We start from the raw sequence: 20,049 nt of genomic DNA, 5'->3' as shown, positions 1-20,049 counted from the left end.
GCAAAACGTCCCGTCCCGATAGCTATCGGGACGGGACGTTTTTCATTGGTACTATATTGTAATTTTATGATACAGCTGTTTCGTAATTCACTACTTTCTTCAAAAAAGCTTTAATTAACAAACGATTAGGAGCAATACCTGAGGTAATAATTGATTTTTTAGCATTAATACCTTCAGTTTCTAAAGTAGAATTTGGATCTTGCTTAGTTCCCATAAACCATTGAGCAAATTCTAAATTAGACGCAGCTCTTGAACTTTCTGCTTTTTCACTAGTAGCCGTTCCGTTTCCACTAATTTCTATTACCGAACCAGTTTGAGACTGACTATATCCTGAAAATGAACACATAACGAATAATACAAAAATTACTAATGTAACTAAGTTATTATTATTTCTATATGCTTTTGAATTGTTCATGACTTTTTGTTTCTTTATTATTATGAAACAAATCTATTGCAATAGAAAAGCAGTAAAAAAAAATTCCGACAAACTACTTTAAAACTCGTTTAGAAACTAAAAAGAAACACTAAACTATAAAAAAAGACTCCCAAAAGGAGCCTTAATTCTATTTTTATGCCTGACCGGCCGGTCCAAAATTTAAAGGAATTGGAGCTGGTTCTGTGTCTTTAATCTCACCATGAGCATGTTCAAAACGATGAATATTATCACCCAATGCTTTTAATAATCGTTTCGCATGTTGCGGCGTTAAAACGATCCTGGATTTTACCTTAGCTTTAGGAACACCCGGCATAATACTTACAAAGTCTAATACGAACTCTGAAGCCGAATGATTGATAATGGCCAAATTAGAATAAATTCCTTCAGCTGTTTTCTCGTCTAATTCAATATTGATTTGTTCTTGTTGTTCTTTCATATCAGATCTTTTTATAAACTAAAAAGTTAAAAGTAAAAAAAATAGAAAGACTACACGAGGTAATCTTTCTATTTTTTAATTTAAAAGATATTATTTATTAATAAATATATTCTTCTTTGTTTGCCATCATATCGTTGTAATCTTCTTTTGAACCTACAATAGCATTATCGTATTCTCTCATACCTGTACCAGCAGGTATTCTGTGTCCTACGATAACATTCTCTTTCAATCCTTCTAAAAGATCCACTTTACCAGCAACAGCAGCCTCGTTTAATACTTTTGTTGTTTCCTGGAACGATGCAGCAGAAATAAACGATTTTGTTTGAAGCGAAGCTCTTGTAATACCTTGTAATACCGGAGTTGCAGTAGCTGTAACCACATCACGGGCAACAACAAGATTTTTATCAGAACGTTTCAATAAAGAGTTCTCGTCTCTCAACTGACGTGGAGTAACAATTTGACCTTCTTTTAAGTTAGAAGAATCTCCTGCATCCTCAACCACTTTCATACCGTACAATTTATCGTTTTCAAGGATAAAATCTTTCGTATGAATCAATTGATCTTCTAAGAATAATGTATCTCCCGGATCCTGAACCTGAACCTTACGCATCATTTGACGAATTACAACTTCAAAGTGCTTATCATTAATTTTTACCCCTTGTAAACGGTAAACCTCTTGAATTTCATTCACCAAGTACTGTTGTACAGCAGATGGACCTTGAATTCTTAAGATATCATCCGGTGTAATTGCACCATCAGATAATGGAGAACCTGCTCTTACGAAGTCATTTTCCTGAACCAAAATTTGGCTTGATAATTTTACCAAATATTTCTTGATTTCACCAAACTTAGATTCGATAATGATCTCACGGTTACCACGTTTGATTTTTCCAAAAGAAACAACTCCATCAATTTCAGAAACCACAGCTGGGTTAGAAGGATTACGAGCTTCAAGAAGCTCAGTAATTCTTGGTAAACCTCCCGTGATATCCCCAGATTTAGAAGAACGACGAGGAATTTTAACTAATACTTTACCAGCTTTAATTTTCTCTCCATTTTCTACCATAAGGTGAGCACCTACCGGCAAGTTGTAAGAACGGATTAATTCACCATCATTACCATAAACTAATAAAGTAGGAATTAATTTTTTATTTCTAGCCTCAGAGATTACTTTTTCCTGGAATCCTGTTTGCTCATCGATTTCAACCATGAACGTTTGTCCTTGCTCTAAATCTTCGTAAGCAATTTTTCCTGTAAATTCAGAAACAATTACCCCGTTATATGGATCCCATTTACAGATAACTTCTCCTTTACCAATAGAATCTCCGTCTTTTACGAAAATACTAGATCCATAAGGAATGTTATGTGTATTTAAAACAATACCTGTTTTCTCATCAACCAATTTCAATTCAGTAGAACGTGAAATAACGATATCAACTTCATTTCCTTCGTTATCTTCCCCTTTAACTGTTTTCAAGTCTTCTACTTCAAGTCTTCCTGGGAATTTAGCAATGATACTAGACTCTTCAGAAATACCTCCAGCAACCCCTCCAACGTGGAACGTACGAAGTGTTAACTGTGTACCTGGCTCTCCAATTGACTGTGCAGCAATTACACCTACAGCCTCACCTCTTTGAGTCATTTTTCCGGTAGCCAAGTTACGTCCGTAACACTTAGCACAAATACCTTTCAATGCCTCACAAGTTAATGGAGAACGTACTTCAACACTTTCTAATGGAGAAGCCTCGATAGCTTTAACCACCGATTCAGTGATTTGCTCACCTGAAGCAACTATTACTTCATTAGTTAATGGATTAATTACATCTTGTAATGCAACACGCCCTAAGATTCTTTCTCCTAATGACTCAACAATCTCTTCATTCTTTTTCAATGCAGAAACTTCAACACCTCTAAGCGTACCACAATCCTCAATGTTAACAATAACATCCTGAGAAACGTCATGTAAACGACGTGTCAAGTAACCCGCATCGGCAGTTTTAAGAGCCGTATCCGCAAGACCTTTACGAGCACCGTGCGTAGAGATAAAGTACTCAAGGATCGAAAGACCTTCCTTAAAGTTAGAAAGAATCGGGTTTTCAATAATTTCACCACCACCAGCAGTCGATTTCTTAGGCTTAGCCATCAAACCACGCATACCAGTTAACTGACGAATCTGTTCTTTAGATCCACGAGCTCCAGAATCAAGCATCATATACACAGAGTTGAAACCTTGTTGATCTTCTCTAATGTTTTTCATTGCTAACTCTGTCAATTGAGCATTTGCAGAAGTCCATACGTCAATTACCTGGTTATAACGTTCGTTATTAGTAATAAGACCCATGTTATAGTTCATAGAAATTCCTTCTACTTGCTCTCTTGCATCAGCAATCAATTGTGTTTTTTGCTCTGGAATTCTAATATCACCTAATGAGAATGATAATCCTCCGCGGAATGCGAATTTATATCCCATATCTTTCATGTTATCCAAGAAAGCAGCCGTTTCAGGCACACTTGTTGAATTTAATACGTGACCGATAATATCTCTTAAGTTTTTCTTAGTCAATACATCATTGATATATCCTGCAGCTTCAGGTACTACTTCATTAAATAATACACGTCCAGCTGTAGTTTGGATAATTTTGTATACTAATTCTCCTTCTTCATTGAAATCTTTTGCTCTAATTTTCACACGAGCATTCAATTCTAATCTACCTTCATTCAATGCAATATTTACTTCCTCAGCAGAGTAGAAAGTCAATCCTTCTCCTAAAATTTTCTTTTCAGGTGTAGACAAACGTTCTTTGGTCATATAATATAGACCCAAAACCATGTCCTGAGATGGTACCGTAATAGGTGCACCATTTGCAGGGTTCAAGATATTGTGAGAAGCAAGCATCAATAATTGCGCTTCAAGGATTGCTTCTGGTCCTAATGGCAAGTGAACCGCCATCTGGTCACCATCGAAATCCGCGTTGAAAGCCGTACACGTTAATGGGTGTAATTGGATTGCTTTTCCTTCAATTAATTTTGGTTGGAAAGCCTGGATACCCAAACGGTGCAACGTAGGAGCACGGTTCAGTAATACTGGGTGTCCTTTGATTACATTTTCAAGAATATCCCAAACTACCGGCTCTTTTTTATCGATGATCTTTTTAGCCGACTTAACTGTTTTTACAATTCCTCTTTCAATCAATTTACGGATTACGAAAGGTTTGTATAACTCAGCAGCCATATCTTTTGGAAGACCACACTCATACATTTTCAACTCAGGTCCAACGACAATTACCGAACGAGCAGAATAATCCACACGTTTTCCTAATAAGTTTTGACGGAAACGTCCTTGTTTACCTTTTAATGAGTCAGATAATGATTTTAAAGGTCTGTTTGATTCTGTTTTAACAGCAGAAGCTTTACGAGTGTTATCGAATAATGAATCTACCGATTCTTGTAACATACGTTTTTCGTTTCTCAAGATTACCTCAGGAGCTTTAATCTCCATTAATCTTTTCAAACGGTTGTTACGGATAATTACACGACGGTATAAATCATTCAAATCTGAAGTTGCAAAACGACCTCCATCAAGTGGCACTAACGGACGTAATTCCGGTGGAATAACTGGAACCACTTTCATAATCATCCATTCTGGTCGGTTTTCGCGGTTTTCGTTAGACTCACGGAAAGATTCAACTACTTGTAATCTTTTTAAAGCTTCAGTTTTACGTTGTTTAGACGTTTCATTGTTAGCACTATGTCTCAACTCATATGATAATGCATCTAAGTCAATACGCGCTAATAAATCCATAATACACTCTGCTCCCATTTTGGCAACAAATTTATTAGGATCAAAATCATCTAAATATTGATTTTCCATCGGAAGAGTATCTAAAATATTCAAATATTCTTCTTCAGTTAAGAAATCTAATCTTTGTAATGATTCACCATCAGCATTTTTAGCAATACCTGGTTGAATTACCACATATCTTTCATAATAGATAATCATATCTAATTTCTTAGACGGAAGACCTAGAATGTATCCAATTTTATTAGGAAGAGAACGGAAATACCAAATGTGAGCAATTGGCACTACCAAGTTGATGTGTCCAACTCTATCTCTACGCACTTTTTTCTCCGTAACTTCAACCCCACAACGGTCACAAATGATTCCTTTATAACGGATTCTTTTGTATTTACCACAAGCACATTCAAAATCTTTTACTGGACCAAAAATTCTTTCACAGAAAAGACCGTCACGTTCTGGTTTGTGCGTTCTATAATTGATAGTTTCTGGCTTCAACACCTCACCTCTTGATTCTTTCAAGATCGATTCAGGAGAAGCTAATCCTATCGAAATTTTGTCAAACCTTTTTACTTGGTTTTTCTCTTTATTGTTTCTATTATTCATCATAGTTTTTACTATTGATTTATTTGCAATTAAAAATTGATTTTGGTTTTTGAGTTCAAAAACCACTACCACGAATTACTTCTCTAAACTTTAATTATTCATCAAAGTGCTAGTTATAAAACCAAAAGGTTAAATAAAAAATCGGAACGGTTTACGGGTATAAATCTTGAAAACTAATTTAAAAGTGTTCAGTGTTTGATCACATTACTGCAACCAAACACTGTTCACTGAATACTATTCTTCTAATCTAATGTCTAATCCAAGACCTTTCAATTCATGCATCAATACATTGAATGACTCTGGTAATCCTGGTTCTGGCATTGTTTCACCTTTTACGATAGCTTCGTAAGTTTTAGCTCTACCAATTACGTCATCAGACTTAACTGTTAAGATTTCTCTAAGTGTACTAGAAGCACCATAAGCCTCAAGTGCCCAAACCTCCATCTCTCCAAAACGCTGACCTCCAAATTGAGCTTTACCTCCAAGTGGTTGTTGTGTAATCAACGAGTATGGACCGATAGAACGTGCGTGCATCTTATCATCAACCATGTGTCCTAATTTCAACATATAGATAACCCCTACTGTTGCTGGTTGGTGGAAACGCTCTCCAGTACCTCCGTCATATAAATATGTATGACCGAATCTTGGAATTCCAGCTTCATCAGTTAAAGCATTAATCTGATCTAAAGTTGCTCCATCAAAAATAGGTGTAGCATATTTTCTACCTAATTTTTGTCCAGCCCATCCAAGAACCGTTTCGTAAATCTGACCAATGTTCATACGCGAAGGTACCCCAAGTGGGTTCAACACGATATCAACTGGTGTTCCGTCTTCCAAGAAAGGCATATCTTCATGACGAACAATACGAGCAACGATACCTTTGTTACCGTGACGTCCCGCCATCTTATCCCCTACTTTCAACTTACGTTTCTTAGCAATGTAAACTTTAGCCAATTTCAAAATTCCTGATGGTAATTCGTCTCCAACAGTAATGGTGAATTTCTCTCTTCTTAATGCTCCTTGTAAATCGTTCAACTTAATTTTATAGTTATGAATCAAATCATTAACTAATTTATTAGTTGCATCATCAGCTACCCATTGACCTTTGCTTAAGTGAGCAAAATCTTCAACAGCGTAAAGCATTTTTTGAGTATATTTTTTACCTTTTGGTAAAACTTCTTCACCCAAATCGTTCATTACACCTTGTGATGTTTTTCCGTTTACGATTAAGAAAAGTTTCTCAATTAATCTATCTTTTAACTCTGTAAATTTAACTTCGAACTCCATTTCCAATGCTCCTAAAGCATCTTTATCCTGAGTACGTTTACGTTTGTCTTTTACAGCTCGTGCAAATAATTTTTTGTCTAAAACTACACCATGTAAAGATGGAGAAGCTTTCAATGAAGCATCTTTTACATCACCAGCTTTATCACCGAAGATTGCTCTTAATAATTTCTCTTCCGGAGTTGGATCAGATTCTCCTTTAGGAGTAATTTTACCGATAAGAATATCACCAGGTTTTACCTCGGCACCAATTCTAATCATACCATTTTCATCTAAGTCTTTAGTAGCCTCTTCAGAAACGTTTGGGATATCATTCGTTAACTCTTCGTTACCTAATTTTGTATCACGTACTTCTAATGAATAATCATCTACGTGAATAGAAGTAAAGATATCATCACGAACAACTTTCTCAGAAATTACAATCGCATCCTCGAAGTTGTACCCTTTCCATGGCATGAACGCAACTTTTAAGTTTCTACCTAAAGCTAATTCACCATTTTCAGTAGCATAACCTTCTGACAATACCTGACCAGGAATAACTCTGTCACCTTTTCTTACGATAGGTTTCAAGTTGATACTTGTTCCTTGGTTAGTTTTTCTGAATTTAATTAAGTTATATGTTTTCTCATCAGCATCAAAACTCACCATTCTTTCTTCTTCAGAACGATCGTATTTGATAGTAATGATATTAGCATCTACATATTCTACAGTACCATGTCCTTCAGCGTTGATTAACACTCTGGAATCAGAGGCAACCTGACGCTCTAAACCTGTACCTACAATTGGAGCTTCAGGACGAATCAATGGAACGGCCTGACGCATCATGTTTGATCCCATCAACGCACGGTTCGCATCATCATGCTCCAAGAAAGGAATCAAAGATGCTGAAATCGATGCAATTTGGTTAGGCGCAACGTCTGTATAATGTACTTTAGAAGGATCAACAACCGGGAAATCACCTTCTTCACGTGCAATTACATTTTCAGCAGTGATTTTTCCTGAATCTTCCATCTCGATGTTTGCCTGAGCAATTAACATCCCTTCTTCTTCTTCAGCACTCAAATATTTAGGTTCAGAAACTAAATCAACTACACCATCTGTAACTTTACGGTAAGGAGTTTCGATGAATCCCATTCCGTTTACCTTAGCATAAACCCCAAGAGAAGAAATCAAACCAATGTTTGGTCCCTCTGGTGTTTCAATAGGACATAAACGTCCGTAGTGCGTATAGTGAACGTCACGAACCTCGAAACCAGCTCTTTCTCTTGAAAGTCCACCTGGTCCAAGTGCAGATAATCTTCTTTTGTGTGTAATCTCAGCCAATGGATTCGTTTGATCCATAAATTGAGATAACTGGTTAGTACCAAAGAAAGAGTTGATAACTGATGATAATGTTTTAGCATTAATCAAATCAATTGGTGTAAACACCTCGTTATCTCTAACGTTCATTCTCTCACGAATAGTTCTAGCCATACGTGCTAAACCAACACCGAATTGTTGCGACAATTGTTCACCAACTGTTCTCACACGACGGTTTGATAAGTGGTCAATATCATCGATATCTGCTTTTGCATTAATCAACTCAATCAAATACTTAACGATAGTAATGATATCTTCTTTGGTCAAAACTTGTTTGTCCATAGGGATATCAAGACTTAATTTTTTGTTCATTCTGTAACGACCAACTTCACCTAAGTTGTAACGTTGGTCAGAGAAGAACAATTTATCTATAATACCACGAGCAGTTTCTTCATCAGGCGGTTCAGCGTTACGCAACTGACGGTAGATGTGCTCAACAGCTTCTTTTTCAGAGTTTGTTGGGTCTTTTTGTAAAGTATTGTGAATGATAGCATAATCAGCCTGATTAGCATCCTCTTTGTGTAACAAAATAGACTTAACATTAGATTCAATGATCTCTTCCACATTATCTTTGTCGATAATTGTGTCACGATCAAGGATAATCTCGTTACGTTCGATAGAAACTACCTCTCCTGTATCCTCATCTACGAAATCCTCATGCCATGTATTCAAAACACGGGCAGCTAATTTTCTACCAATATATTTTTTAAGTCCTGTTTTAGAAACTTTAATTTCTTCAGCTAAGTCAAAGATTTCGAGAATATCTTTATCTCTTTCGAAACCAATAGCACGGAATAAAGTAGTTACAGGTAATTTTTTCTTTCTATCGATATAAGCATACATAACGCTGTTGATATCTGTAGAAAATTCAATCCAGGAACCTTTAAAAGGAATTACTCTGGCAGAATATAATTTTGTTCCATTAGCATGGAATGATTGTCCGAAGAAAACCCCTGGAGATCTGTGCAATTGAGAAACAACTACACGTTCTGCACCATTAATAACAAAAGTTCCACTTGGAGTCATATACGGTATTGTACCAAGATAAACGTCCTGAACAATAGTTTCGAAATCTTCGTGCTCTGGGTCTGTACAATAAAGTTTTAACCTTGCTTTTAAAGGCACACTGTGTGTTAACCCTCTTTCGATACATTCCTGAATGGTATAACGTGGTGGATCTACAAAATAATCCAGGAATTCCAATACAAAGTTATTTCGCGTATCTGTTATTGGAAAGTTTTCCATGAAGGTGTTGTATAAACCTTCGTTGCCTCTTTCGTCTGATTTAGTTTCTAATTGAAAAAAATCTTGAAAGGATTTCACCTGTACATCCAGAAAATCCGGATACTGAGGTATATTTTTCGTAGAGGCAAAATTCAATCTTTCAGTCTGATTTGTTATCATCAATGGACAAAATTTTGATTAAAAAAAGTAATTTATTTTTGTGCAATACACACTGTTTAATGGATACTTTCTTTTTTATAATCAACACATCTTTAAAAATAATCCAAGTATCAGGCTATTTTTTTTCTTCGTGTTGATCAAAAACATTTTCGTATTTATAAACGAATATTTATAATAAAATTGGAACTATTTCATTATACGAAAAATGGTTTAGGCTTGAGTGGTTAAACTCAAGACCTAAACCTTGTTCTTAAAACTGTTTAAACTTATTTAAGCTCAACTACAGCTCCAGCTTCTTCTAAAGATTTTTTAAGACCTTCAGCCTCTTCTTTAGAAACTCCTTCTTTAACGTTAGATGGAGCACCGTCAACTACGTCTTTAGCTTCTTTAAGACCTAAACCAGTTAATTCTTTAACTAATTTAACTACTGCTAATTTAGAAGCACCAGCCTCTTTCAATACAACTGTAAATTCAGTTTGCTCTTCAGCAGCAGCACCAGCATCACCACCACCAGCTACAACTACAGCAGCAGCTGCAGGCTCGATACCATACTCATCTTTTAATATTGTTGCTAATTCGTTAACTTCTTTAACTGTTAAGTTAACTAATTGTTCTGCGAATTGTTTCAAATCTGCCATTTTTTCTATCTTTTAAAATGATTTGTAAAAATTATAATTTATTTATTGTGCGCAATTTCAAATAAACAGAGCGCTAACTCCATTTTATTATGCTTCTGTTTCTTCTCCAGCAAACTGGTTTTGAAGAGCAGAAATAATTCTTTGAGCAGGAGATTGAAGCAATCCGATGATTTCTCCAATAAGTTCTTCTTTAGATTTGATAGTAGCTAAAGCATCTAATTGCTCATCACCAATATAAATCTCAGAATTGATAAAAGCTCCTTTTAAAATAGGTTTTGCTGCTTTTTTTCTGAATTCTTTAATAACTTTTCCAGGAGCATTAGCAACGTCTGCAATAAGAATAGCACTGTTACCAGTCAATACTGATGGTAAATCACCATAATCATTATCAGAAGCTTCCATAGCTTTAGCAAGCAAAGTATTCTTTACTACTTCTAATTTAATTCCAGCTTTAAAACAAGCTCTTCTTAAGTTTGAAGTTGTTTCTGCATCAAGTCCAGAAATATCAGATACATAAATAATATTTGTACCAGCTAACTGTGCAGTTAAATTTTCAATCGCGATTGATTTTTCTTCTCTAGTCATACTAAAAATTTTTAACTACCAATTATACTGCTTTTGGGTCTAATGCAATAGCAGGACTCATTGTGCTTGTAAGGTGAATACCTTTAATATAGGTACCTTTAGCAGCAGTTGGCTTAAGTTTGATTAATGTTTGAATAATTTCGTGTGCGTTATCAACGATTTGCTCAGCCCCGAAAGAAACTTTACCAATTCCTGCATGCACGATACCAGTTTTATCAACTTTAAAGTCAATTTTACCAGCTTTTACTTCAGCTACAGCTTTAGCAACATCCATAGTTACTGTACCTGTTTTAGGGTTAGGCATTAAACCTCTAGGTCCTAAAATACGTCCTAATGGTCCTAATTTACCCATAACAGCAGGAACTGTGATAATTACATCAACATCTGTCCAACCGTCTTTAATTTTTTGTAAATATTCATCTAGACCTACATAGTCAGCTCCAGCTTCTTTTGCTTCAGCTTCTTTATCCGGAGTAACTAATGCTAATACTTTTACATCTTTCCCTGTTCCATGAGGCAATGTTACCACACCTCTAACCATTTGATTCGCTTTTCTAGGATCAACTCCTAAACGTACTGCGATATCAACAGACTCATCAAATTTTGCAGAAGCAACCACTTTAATTAATGCAGCAGCATCTTTCAAAGAGTATAATTTGTTCTTTTCAATTTTTGAAGCAGCCTCTTTTTGCTTTTTTGTCAATTTTGCCATGTCTTTCTCTTAATTAAAAAGGAGCATCTCCTGATACAGTTATACCCATAGATCTAGCTGTTCCAGCAACCATACTCATCGCTTTTTCAACTGTAAAAGCATTCAAGTCTGGCATTTTGTCTTCAGCAATAGCTCTAATTTGTTCCCAAGTAACGCTAGCTACTTTTTTACGATTAGGCTCACCTGAACCAGATTTTAGCTTTGCAGCTTCCATTAACTGAACTGCTGCAGGAGGAGTCTTAACAACAAAATCGAATGATTTGTCTTTATACACAGTAATTTGTACTGGGCATATTTTGCCAGGTTTATCTTGTGTTCTAGCATTGAATTGCTTACAGAACTCCATGATATTAACCCCAGCAGCTCCTAAAGCAGGTCCAACCGGTGGCGACGGATTCGCAGCACCTCCCTTAACTTGTAGTTTAACTACCTTACTAATTTCTTTAGCCATTTTTTAAAAAATTTAACACAACAATTTACGGAAGCAATTGAAGTGATTATTATAGTGTAACGAAAATTATACTTTTTCAACTTGCATAAAACTCAACTCTAATGGTGTCTTTCTTCCGAAAATCTTAACCATAACTTCAAGTTTACGCTTTTCTTCATTAATTTTTTCAACCGAACCATTGAAACCGTTAAAAGGCCCATCAATAACCTTAACTGTTTCGCCCAAGCTGAACGGAATTGATTTTGTATCTGTATTTACAGCCAACTCATCAACCTTACCAAGCATTCTGTTAACTTCAGAAAGTCTAAGCGGAACTGGCTCCCCTCCTTTAGTTTCACCTAAAAAACCAATAACACTGGTTACTGATTTAATAATATGTGGAATCTCTCCAACCAGATTTGCTTCTATCATAACATAGCCAGGAAAATACACTTTTTCCTTAACTAATTTCTTTCCGTCTTTTACTGATACTACTTTTTCGGTAGGAACAAGCACCTGAGACACATAATCAGACATCCCTAATCTAGCAATCTCTGTTTCAATATACGCCTTCACTTTATTCTCCTGCCCACTTACTGCCCGAACAACGTACCATTTTTTAACATTATTATCTGCCATAATAAACAACTATGCTTTTAACCAGTTAAAAAATCCTTCTAATGCTTTTGCAAAAAACTCATCTACTCCCCAAGTTGCTAAAGCAAATAGAACCGAAAAAACAGCCACAATAATTGTTAGACTTTGCACCTCAGCCCATTCTGGCCAAGTTACATTTGACTTCAATTCCTCAAATGCTTCTGATATGTAATTAACAATTTTTGCCATTATGATATATTTTTTTTGCACGGGCGGAGGGATTCGAACCCCCATCAACGGTTTTGGAGACCGCTATTCTACCCTTGAACTACGCCCGTATAAAAATCAGTAGCAACCGAAGCTGCTACTGATTCAATTTATTTATAGAAAATTATTCTACGATTTCAGTTACCTGACCCGCACCTACAGTTCTACCACCTTCACGGATAGCAAAACGTAAACCTACGTTCATAGCGATTGGGCTTAACAACTCAACATTGATAGTTAAGTTATCCCCAGGCATAACCATCTCTACTCCTTCTGGTAAAGTAATAACTCCAGTTACGTCAGTTGTACGCACGTAGAACTGTGGACGGTAGTTATTGTGGAATGGAGTGTGACGTCCACCTTCTTCTTTTTTCAAGATATAAACCTCAGCTTTGAATTTTTTGTGTGGTTTAACAGATCCTGGCTTAATAATAACCATACCACGTTTGATATCAGCTTTATCAATACCTCTTAACAATAAACCTACGTTATCTCCAGCTTCACCTCTATCAAGGATTTTACGGAACATCTCAACTCCAGTGATTGTAGAAGTTAATTTCTCAGCTCCCATACCAATGATCTCAACAGGATCTCCAGTGTTAGCAACTCCAGTTTCGATACGACCTGTAGCAACAGTTCCACGACCTGTAATTGTAAATACGTCCTCAACTGGCATCAAGAATGGTTTGTTAACATCACGCTCTGGCTCTTCGATCCAAGCATCAACAGCTTCCATTAATTCGATAATTTTAGGTACCCAGTTTGGATCATTGTTCAATCCTCCTAAAGCAGATCCTTGGATTACAGGACAGTTATCTCCATCATACTCATAGAAAGATAATAAATCTCTGATTTCCATTTCAACTAACTCTAACAACTCAGCATCGTCAACCATATCCACTTTGTTCATGAAAACAACGATACGTGGAATACCTACCTGACGTCCTAAAAGGATGTGCTCACGAGTTTGTGGCATTGGACCATCAGTAGCAGCAACTACTAAGATAGCACCGTCCATTTGAGCAGCTCCAGTAACCATGTTCTTAACGTAATCCGCGTGACCTGGACAGTCTACGTGAGCGTAGTGACGGTTAGCTGTTTCATACTCTACGTGAGATGTATTAATAGTAATACCTCTTTCTTTCTCTTCTGGAGCGTTATCGATTTGATCAAAAGACTTTGCTTGACAGAAACCTGCGTCAGATAATACTTTAGTGATTGCAGCAGTCAAAGTAGTCTTTCCGTGATCTACGTGTCCGATAGTACCAATATTTAAGTGTGGTTTCGAACGATTAAAACTTTCTTTTGCCATTTTACTTAATTTTTAATCTTAGTTATATATTAATTTCAATTTCCTACTTAATTGAGCCAATGACGGGATTTGAACCCGTGACCTCTTCCTTACCAAGGAAGCACTCTACCCCTGAGCTACACCGGCAGAGAGTTCTGATTTTAGACTTTCGAATTCAAATTTCAGATTTTAAAAAAAACCGAAATCTAAAATCCAAAATCTTAACTTCTTTTTTTTGTGGGAAGAGCAGGATTCGAACCTGCGAAGGTTACCCAACGGATTTACAGTCCGTCCTCGTTGGCCGCTTGAGTATCTTCCCTAACCAATAATTTCAATATTTCAAAAGAGCCGACAGAGAGATTTCCCGATTTCACTTCGTTACTTCGGAATAAACTTCTCATCCCTTTTCAGAACTGAAGAAGCCAATCACTTTACCAACACATTCATTTTTCAAAGAGCCGATAGAGGGACTCGAACCCACGACCTGCTGATTACAAATCAGCTGCTCTAGCCAGCTGAGCTACATCGGCATTATCAATAAAAAAAGTCCGCTATTTCTAACGGACTGCAAATGTATAGATTTTATCTCTCAATCAAAACATTTTTTGAAAAAAATTTAAATTATATATGCGTTCTTATCTTTTCTTTCCTTTTTATCAGCAAACGCTCTAATGATTCCGCAGACAACTCCACCGCTTCTTCAAAGGTTTTACACTGTTTTTTTACCAGAAAATCATCCCCCGGGACATTAACTTTAACCTCTACAATTTTATTTTCCTTCTCACTAGTCTTCTCAACCTTCAAATAAACATCCGAAGAAACCACTCTATCATAGTATTTTTCCAACTTATCCATTCTTCCCTGAACGAAATTCACTAGTTTTCCATCAACTGCAAAGTTAACAGCATGAACATTTACCTTCATAATCAATATTTTTTTATGGTTAAACTTTAGAGTCATCATTCCCTCTTGGATGCGCACCAACATACACTTTTTTCAACTCCATTAAACTATTATGAGTATAAACCTGCGTTGAAGCCAAACTAGAATGCCCTAACAACTCTTTAACTGAATTCAAATCAGCCCCGTTATTTAATAAATGAGTTGCAAATGTATGCCGAAGCATATGCGGACTTCTTTTTACCTTTTCAGAGACTTTACTAAAGTAAGAATTTATTAATCGATACACAAAAGATTCACTTAATTTTAACCCCTTCTTCGTCAAAAAAAAATATTCTTCATCTTCAACCTTATCCAATCCCTCACGCTCTTTAAGATACAAACACATTTGTTTCAAAACAATCGCTAACACCGGAATCACACGCTCTTTATTTCTTTTCCCAAAAACCTTAACAACCGAGCCAGAAAAATCAACCGCATTTAACTTCAAATGAATTAATTCCGACCGCCTGATCCCCGTGGAATACAACAACTCAATCAAAAGCCTGTCTCTCACCGCCTCAAACCCAACTTCCTGCTGAATATTTTCCAAAACCTGCTCCAATTCTTTTTCAGAAAAAGGAATTTGAACTTTCTTTGAAATTTTTAACGCCCGGTGTTTCAACAAAGGACTCACCTCAATTTGCTTAATTTTTAAAAGAAATTTATAAAACGCTTTCAACGAAGCCACCTTTCTATTGACTGACACAGTAGACAATCCCGATTCAACCAAAAAAACTAACCAGGAACGAATTTGAACATACTGCACCTCAACCAAATCCTCCTGCTGAAAATTAGAAAAATTATACTGCTGAAATTCAACTACATCGTCCACATACGCACGCACCGTATGAGGAGAATATTTTTTCTCTTTTTGCAAATAATCTGTAAACGCCTCTAAATTTGTAGCCATAAAAAAACCGTTAGCATCAAATTTATAAAAATCTGACCACTAACGGTGATTATTTGTTTCAAAAAGCAACTACTAACTCTCTAAGCTGTCTTTCAAACTTTGTATGTAAGCCGCTTTTTGGAATTTCATTCTGTTTTTAACAGACGGTTTAATGAAAGCTGTACGAGCTCTTAATTGACGAACTGTTCCAGTTTTATCAAATTTTCTTTTATAGCGCTTTAATGCTCTATCGATATTTTCTCCGTCTTTAATTGGTATAATTAACATAATTTTGACACCTCCTCTCGTTAAGGCTGCAAAAGTATAAAATTAATTATGAATTACAAGTTATTAATTGTAAATTATTTTTCCGAGTAGAAAAAAGAGAAAAGAACAAAGAAAACAGACTTTCTTCCAACCCCAAAACTATCCTTTCAACAAATTTCTGGAGATTACTACTTTTTGAATCTCAGTAGTTCCTTCTCCAATGGTACATAATTTCGCATCACGGTAAAACTTCTCCACCGGAAAATCTTTCGTAAAACCATATCCACCATGAATCTGTACTGCTTCATTCGCTACTTTTACACACATTTCAGAAGCATACATCTTAGCCATTGCTCCCGCCGTAGTTACCGGACGATGTTGTTCTTTCAAGAAAGCCGCTTTATGCAACAACAATTCCGAAGCCTCAATTTCAGTAGCCATATCCACTAATTTAAACGACACCCCTTGAAATTCTGAAATTGGCTTACCAAATTGCTGTCTTTCTTTCGAATATTTCAACGCTGCTTCATAAGCTCCTTTTGCAATTCCAAGTGACAAAGCTCCAATTGAAATACGTCCGCCATCCAAGATTTTCATCGCCTGAATAAAACCTTCTCCTACCTCACCCAATCGATTGGCATCCGGAATACGACAATTATCAAAAACCAACTCAGCAGTTTCACTGGCTCGCATCCCTAATTTATTTTCTTTTTTTCCGGAAGTAAAGCCCGGCATACCTTTTTCAAAAACAAAAGCAGTCATCCCGCGGGAATCTCCTTTCTCCCCGGTACGGACAATCACCACGGCAATATCTCCGGAAATGGCATGCGTTATAAAATTCTTTGCTCCGTTTACAATCCAATAATCACCGTCTTTTTTAGCCGTAGTATTCATACCCGCAGCATCCGATCCGGTATTATGTTCGGTCAATCCCCAGGCTCCGATGTGTTCCCCGGAAGCTAATTTAGGAATCCATCTCTTTTTTTGCTCTTCATTTCCAAAAGTCAAAATATGATTCGTACATAAAGAATTATGCGCCGCAACTGACAATCCAATTGAAGGATCTACTTTAGAAATTTCTTCTACAATAGTAACATACTCATGATAACCTAATCCGGCACCTCCCAATTCTTCAGGGACTAAAACTCCCATAAATCCCATTTCACCTAATTGCTTAAACAAAGGAACCGGAAAAACCTGAGCTTCATCCCACTCCATGATATGAGGTCTTATATTTTTTTCAGCAAAATCCCTTATGGATTGCGCAATCATATTTTGTGTTTCACTTGTATCAAAATACATCATTACGGATCGTTTATTTTAAAAGTCCAAATATAAGGCTATAATATTTGCATTTTCAACAGGCATGCCTTTTATTTTTAATAAATCCGACGTATTTTTTATATCCCCATTCATACTTCTGTACATCACAATTTCTCTGGCTAAATTATATTTAAAGTAAGGAAACTGCGCCAATTCCTTTATAGAAGCATTATTAACATCAATTTTCTTAAAATTCGAAACAGCTCCAACTTTAAAAGAAACTTTCAAACGTTCCACAACTTCAGGAGATAATCCCCAAACATCTTTCATCTGTTCCATAGAAACAAAACCTCCAAGACTTTCCTTAAATTTCAAAATCCGCATCGAAAGTCCCTCACCAATTCCATATATCTTCATCAAATCCTCCTGACTCGCCACGTTAATATCTTTGACTACTATTTTTTCTTTCTTCGAAAAAGAAGCAAAATTTGCATCCCCAACAAATTGCTCTTTTGCCTGCTTTTTATTTTTCACCCAATCCGGAAATCTAAAATAAGGCGAAATTCGATTTAACAACGAATCAGAAACACCGGTTACTTCCTGAAATTCCTTTGCCGAGTTTACATATTTATTTTGTTTGCGAAAAGCCAACAAGCGGTCGATTTCCTCCACCGACATACCCAACTTATAACCTTTATAGTCAGAAATAAAATTAGGATTGAACGGATAAATCTTAACCTGCCGATGTTGCTGCTCCAGTTTATTGATTTCAGCATGCAACGAAAGCCATTTTTGTTCTTCAACACTTTGAGTTCGAACAGTTGTAAAATCAACAAAAAAATACACTAACTGAATACCAACAATAACCACAAAGAAACCTAAAATTCCTCTTTGCTGTTCTTTTGAAAACTGAAAATAGTTTTTATCCATCTTAAAACCACTAGATCACAACATTATCTTAAAAACCTAAATTTATAAATATTTTCGTTGCTTCTATCTAATTCCAGAACATAATTATTGTTTTTTCATAAAAAACTATATTTTTGAAACATAGTAATCCAAAACAGAGAAATATGTCAATCTGGAAAAGAAAACCTCTTAACCAACTTTTAGCCGAAGCAGAAGATTCGGAAAAAGGCTTAAAGAAAACGTTAACTGCTCCCGGCTTAGTAGCTTTAGGAATTGGAGCCATCATTGGAGCCGGATTATTTTCAATCACCGGTCTTGCCGCTTCGCTAAATGCCGGTCCTGCCATCACCATTTCTTTTCTTATAGCTGCTTTCGGATGTGTTTTTGCCGGTTTGTGTTACGCTGAGTTTTCTTCGATGATTCCGGTAGCCGGTAGTGCTTACACCTATTCTTTTGCTACCATGGGCGAATTCATTGCTTGGATTATAGGCTGGGATTTGGTACTGGAATATGCCGTGGGAGCCGCGACGGTATCAATAAGCTGGTCCCGTTATTTAGGAAAATTACTAAGCAGTTATGGTATTCATCTGAGTGATGCTTACATGCTTTCGCCGTTTGAAGGAGGAATTATCAATCTTCCGGCAGTTTTCATCGTCATGCTAATGTCCTTAATCTTAATCCGAGGGACTAAAGAATCGGCTTTCATTAACGGAATTATCGTTTTACTTAAAGTTTCGGTAGTTTTAATTTTTATTGCCGTTGGCTGGCAATACATCCGACCTGAAAACTACACTCCTTACATTCCTGAAAACACCGGTAAATTTGGCGAATTTGGTTTCTCCGGAATTATCAGAGCAGCCGCTATCGTCTTTTTTGCCTACATCGGTTTTGACGCAGTTTCCACAGCTGCACAGGAAGCTAAAAATCCAAAAAGAGACATGCCTATTGGAATTTTATTATCATTAGCAATTTGCACCATCCTATATATATTGTTTGCACACGTTATGACAGGCGTGGTTAACTATCAGGCCTTTGCTGGAAAAGACGGTATTGCTCCGGTGGCAGTTGCCGTAGAAGCTATGGGTCCTGTAGGTGCAAACGGCATGATTACCCCGGCTTATCCTTGGCTTAATAATGCTATTTTATTGGCTATTTTAGGTGGTTATTCTTCGGTAATTTTAGTTCTTTTAATGGGACAAAGCCGCGTCTTTTTCTCGATGAGTAAAGATGGTTTGTTACCAAAAGTCTTCTCAGAAGTTCACGAAAAATTCAGAACTCCAGCCAAAAACAACTTACTTTTCATGCTTATTGTGAGTCTTTTTGCTGCCTTTATTCCTGCCCGGGTTGTGGGAGAAATGACCAGTATCGGAACCTTATTTGCCTTCATTTTAGTTTGCTTGGGAGTTTTAATCATGCGTAAAAAAATGCCTGAAGCTCCAAGAGCTTTCAGAACGCCGTTTGTCCCTTTTGTACCGATTGCCGGAGTTTTAGTTTGTTTGTTCATGATGGTATTTTTACCGCTGGATACCTGGATTCGACTGATTGTTTGGATGATGATTGGTTTTGATTTATACCTTTTCTACGGCATGAAAAACAGCGCCTTAAACCAAGGTGAATTCAGTTTGAAAAATCAAAAAACAGTTGCCGGCAGTGGATTAGCAATGGTATTAACACTAATTATCATTGCTTTTATTCATCATAACGATCCTAATTTAGACGATATTTATCTATTCTATTTCTCTCTGGCGTTCTCTATAATTCATGCTTTTGTATATGGATACAATTATAAAAAGAGCTAACAAAGAACTTATTCTAACCAAAAAAGGGATTCTAAACCAGTTTAGACTGCCCCCAAAAGTTTAGACAAATTTATAATTAATTTTGATAATAATGAGCTCGATATTGTATCGGGCTCATTCCTTTTAAATTCAGCTTTAT

Annotated in this window: 17 protein-coding genes and 4 tRNA genes; 1 reads left to right on the top strand and 20 read right to left on the bottom strand. The window is 36.4% G+C overall.

Annotation, left to right across the window (positions count from 1 at the left end; genetic code table 11):
* Positions 1 to 64: 64 nt before the first annotated feature.
* From B6A10_RS15700 to B6A10_RS15605, 20 genes are all read right to left on the bottom strand, one after another.
* Positions 65 to 415 carry a hypothetical protein gene (locus B6A10_RS15700; protein ID WP_188221616.1) on the bottom strand — a complete coding sequence of 117 codons (351 nt, stop codon included), beginning with the start codon at positions 413 to 415 and terminating at the stop codon, positions 65 to 67.
* A 154-nt stretch (positions 416 to 569) separates the two neighbouring features.
* Positions 570 to 872 carry a DUF3467 domain-containing protein gene (locus B6A10_RS15695; RefSeq protein ID WP_035141243.1) on the bottom strand — a complete coding sequence of 101 codons (303 nt, stop codon included), beginning with the start codon at positions 870 to 872 and terminating at the stop codon, positions 570 to 572.
* A gap of 97 nt (positions 873 to 969) precedes the next feature.
* Positions 970 to 5,277, bottom strand: coding sequence for a DNA-directed RNA polymerase subunit beta' (gene rpoC / locus B6A10_RS15690; RefSeq protein WP_188221615.1), 4,308 nt, complete (start codon positions 5,275 to 5,277; stop codon positions 970 to 972).
* A gap of 231 nt (positions 5,278 to 5,508) precedes the next feature.
* Complete coding sequence (gene rpoB, locus B6A10_RS15685) at positions 5,509 to 9,321, bottom strand: DNA-directed RNA polymerase subunit beta (RefSeq protein ID WP_055091346.1); 3,813 nt, start codon at positions 9,319 to 9,321, stop codon at positions 5,509 to 5,511.
* 266 nt (positions 9,322 to 9,587) lie between these two features.
* On the bottom strand, positions 9,588 to 9,959 hold the full coding sequence (gene rplL, locus B6A10_RS15680) for a 50S ribosomal protein L7/L12 (protein ID WP_035659890.1): 372 nt from the start codon (positions 9,957 to 9,959) through the stop codon (positions 9,588 to 9,590).
* Between the two features lie 87 nt (positions 9,960 to 10,046).
* Entirely contained in the window at positions 10,047 to 10,544 is a 498-nt protein-coding gene (gene rplJ / locus B6A10_RS15675; RefSeq protein ID WP_026713297.1) for a 50S ribosomal protein L10, read from the bottom strand.
* Positions 10,545 to 10,566: 22 nt separating this feature from the next.
* On the bottom strand, positions 10,567 to 11,256 hold the full coding sequence (rplA, locus tag B6A10_RS15670; protein WP_026713296.1) for a 50S ribosomal protein L1: 690 nt from the start codon (positions 11,254 to 11,256) through the stop codon (positions 10,567 to 10,569).
* A gap of 13 nt (positions 11,257 to 11,269) precedes the next feature.
* A complete protein-coding gene (gene rplK, locus B6A10_RS15665) occupies positions 11,270 to 11,707 on the bottom strand; it encodes a 50S ribosomal protein L11 (RefSeq protein WP_026713295.1) in 438 nt (145 codons plus the stop codon).
* A 66-nt stretch (positions 11,708 to 11,773) separates the two neighbouring features.
* On the bottom strand, positions 11,774 to 12,325 hold the full coding sequence (gene nusG / locus B6A10_RS15660; RefSeq protein WP_026713294.1) for a transcription termination/antitermination protein NusG: 552 nt from the start codon (positions 12,323 to 12,325) through the stop codon (positions 11,774 to 11,776).
* Between the two features lie 9 nt (positions 12,326 to 12,334).
* Positions 12,335 to 12,532, bottom strand: a complete 198-nt coding sequence (gene secE / locus B6A10_RS15655; protein ID WP_026713293.1) for a preprotein translocase subunit SecE — start codon at positions 12,530 to 12,532, stop codon at positions 12,335 to 12,337.
* Positions 12,533 to 12,550: 18 nt separating this feature from the next.
* Positions 12,551 to 12,621: transfer RNA gene (locus B6A10_RS15650), tRNA-Trp, on the bottom strand.
* Between the two features lie 53 nt (positions 12,622 to 12,674).
* Complete coding sequence (tuf, locus tag B6A10_RS15645; protein WP_026713292.1) at positions 12,675 to 13,862, bottom strand: elongation factor Tu; 1,188 nt, start codon at positions 13,860 to 13,862, stop codon at positions 12,675 to 12,677.
* Positions 13,863 to 13,916: 54 nt separating this feature from the next.
* Positions 13,917 to 13,988 (bottom strand) — tRNA-Thr (locus tag B6A10_RS15640).
* A gap of 91 nt (positions 13,989 to 14,079) precedes the next feature.
* Positions 14,080 to 14,160, bottom strand: a tRNA-Tyr gene (locus B6A10_RS15635).
* A 137-nt stretch (positions 14,161 to 14,297) separates the two neighbouring features.
* A tRNA-Thr gene (locus tag B6A10_RS15630) sits at positions 14,298 to 14,371 on the bottom strand.
* Between the two features lie 91 nt (positions 14,372 to 14,462).
* Positions 14,463 to 14,765: a ribosome hibernation-promoting factor, HPF/YfiA family gene (hpf, locus tag B6A10_RS15625; protein WP_188221614.1), complete on the bottom strand. Its 303-nt coding sequence runs from the start codon at positions 14,763 to 14,765 to the stop codon at positions 14,463 to 14,465.
* A 19-nt stretch (positions 14,766 to 14,784) separates the two neighbouring features.
* Complete coding sequence (locus B6A10_RS15620) at positions 14,785 to 15,693, bottom strand: tyrosine-type recombinase/integrase (RefSeq protein WP_188221613.1); 909 nt, start codon at positions 15,691 to 15,693, stop codon at positions 14,785 to 14,787.
* Between the two features lie 72 nt (positions 15,694 to 15,765).
* A complete protein-coding gene (gene rpsU / locus B6A10_RS15615; RefSeq protein ID WP_026713289.1) occupies positions 15,766 to 15,960 on the bottom strand; it encodes a 30S ribosomal protein S21 in 195 nt (64 codons plus the stop codon).
* A 138-nt stretch (positions 15,961 to 16,098) separates the two neighbouring features.
* Positions 16,099 to 17,241 carry an acyl-CoA dehydrogenase family protein gene (locus B6A10_RS15610; protein ID WP_188221623.1) on the bottom strand — a complete coding sequence of 381 codons (1,143 nt, stop codon included), beginning with the start codon at positions 17,239 to 17,241 and terminating at the stop codon, positions 16,099 to 16,101.
* Positions 17,242 to 17,259: 18 nt separating this feature from the next.
* On the bottom strand, positions 17,260 to 18,132 hold the full coding sequence (locus B6A10_RS15605) for a ComEA family DNA-binding protein (protein WP_188221612.1): 873 nt from the start codon (positions 18,130 to 18,132) through the stop codon (positions 17,260 to 17,262).
* A 143-nt stretch (positions 18,133 to 18,275) separates the two neighbouring features.
* On the opposite strand from B6A10_RS15605, the gene B6A10_RS15600 reads away from it, so the two are divergent.
* A complete protein-coding gene (locus B6A10_RS15600) occupies positions 18,276 to 19,910 on the top strand; it encodes an amino acid permease (RefSeq protein ID WP_188221611.1) in 1,635 nt (544 codons plus the stop codon).
* The last annotated feature ends 139 nt before the right edge of the window (positions 19,911 to 20,049 follow it).

The organism is Flavobacterium pokkalii (assembly GCF_014596575.1).
GTDB lineage: Bacteria > Bacteroidota > Bacteroidia > Flavobacteriales > Flavobacteriaceae > Flavobacterium > Flavobacterium pokkalii.
Note: the sequence above shows the minus strand (reverse complement) of the source record. Positions and strands in the feature narration are given on the sequence as shown.

Coding starts and splice junctions, on each gene's coding strand:
- tuf (WP_026713292.1), bottom strand. CDS start 13,862: ATGGCAAAAGAAAGTTTTAATCGTTCGAAACCACACTTAAATATTGGT.
- rpsU (WP_026713289.1), bottom strand. CDS start 15,960: ATGTTAATTATACCAATTAAAGACGGAGAAAATATCGATAGAGCATTA.
- rplJ (WP_026713297.1), bottom strand. CDS start 10,544: ATGACTAGAGAAGAAAAATCAATCGCGATTGAAAATTTAACTGCACAG.
- secE (WP_026713293.1), bottom strand. CDS start 12,532: ATGGCAAAAATTGTTAATTACATATCAGAAGCATTTGAGGAATTGAAG.
- B6A10_RS15600 (WP_188221611.1), top strand. CDS start 18,276: ATGTCAATCTGGAAAAGAAAACCTCTTAACCAACTTTTAGCCGAAGCA.
- B6A10_RS15610 (WP_188221623.1), bottom strand. CDS start 17,241: ATGTATTTTGATACAAGTGAAACACAAAATATGATTGCGCAATCCATA.
- hpf (WP_188221614.1), bottom strand. CDS start 14,765: ATGAAGGTAAATGTTCATGCTGTTAACTTTGCAGTTGATGGAAAACTA.
- B6A10_RS15700 (WP_188221616.1), bottom strand. CDS start 415: ATGAACAATTCAAAAGCATATAGAAATAATAATAACTTAGTTACATTA.
- B6A10_RS15620 (WP_188221613.1), bottom strand. CDS start 15,693: ATGGCTACAAATTTAGAGGCGTTTACAGATTATTTGCAAAAAGAGAAA.
- nusG (WP_026713294.1), bottom strand. CDS start 12,325: ATGGCAGATAATAATGTTAAAAAATGGTACGTTGTTCGGGCAGTAAGT.
- rplA (WP_026713296.1), bottom strand. CDS start 11,256: ATGGCAAAATTGACAAAAAAGCAAAAAGAGGCTGCTTCAAAAATTGAA.
- rpoC (WP_188221615.1), bottom strand. CDS start 5,277: ATGATGAATAATAGAAACAATAAAGAGAAAAACCAAGTAAAAAGGTTT.
- rplL (WP_035659890.1), bottom strand. CDS start 9,959: ATGGCAGATTTGAAACAATTCGCAGAACAATTAGTTAACTTAACAGTT.
- rplK (WP_026713295.1), bottom strand. CDS start 11,707: ATGGCTAAAGAAATTAGTAAGGTAGTTAAACTACAAGTTAAGGGAGGT.
- B6A10_RS15695 (WP_035141243.1), bottom strand. CDS start 872: ATGAAAGAACAACAAGAACAAATCAATATTGAATTAGACGAGAAAACA.
- rpoB (WP_055091346.1), bottom strand. CDS start 9,321: ATGATAACAAATCAGACTGAAAGATTGAATTTTGCCTCTACGAAAAAT.
- B6A10_RS15605 (WP_188221612.1), bottom strand. CDS start 18,132: ATGGATAAAAACTATTTTCAGTTTTCAAAAGAACAGCAAAGAGGAATT.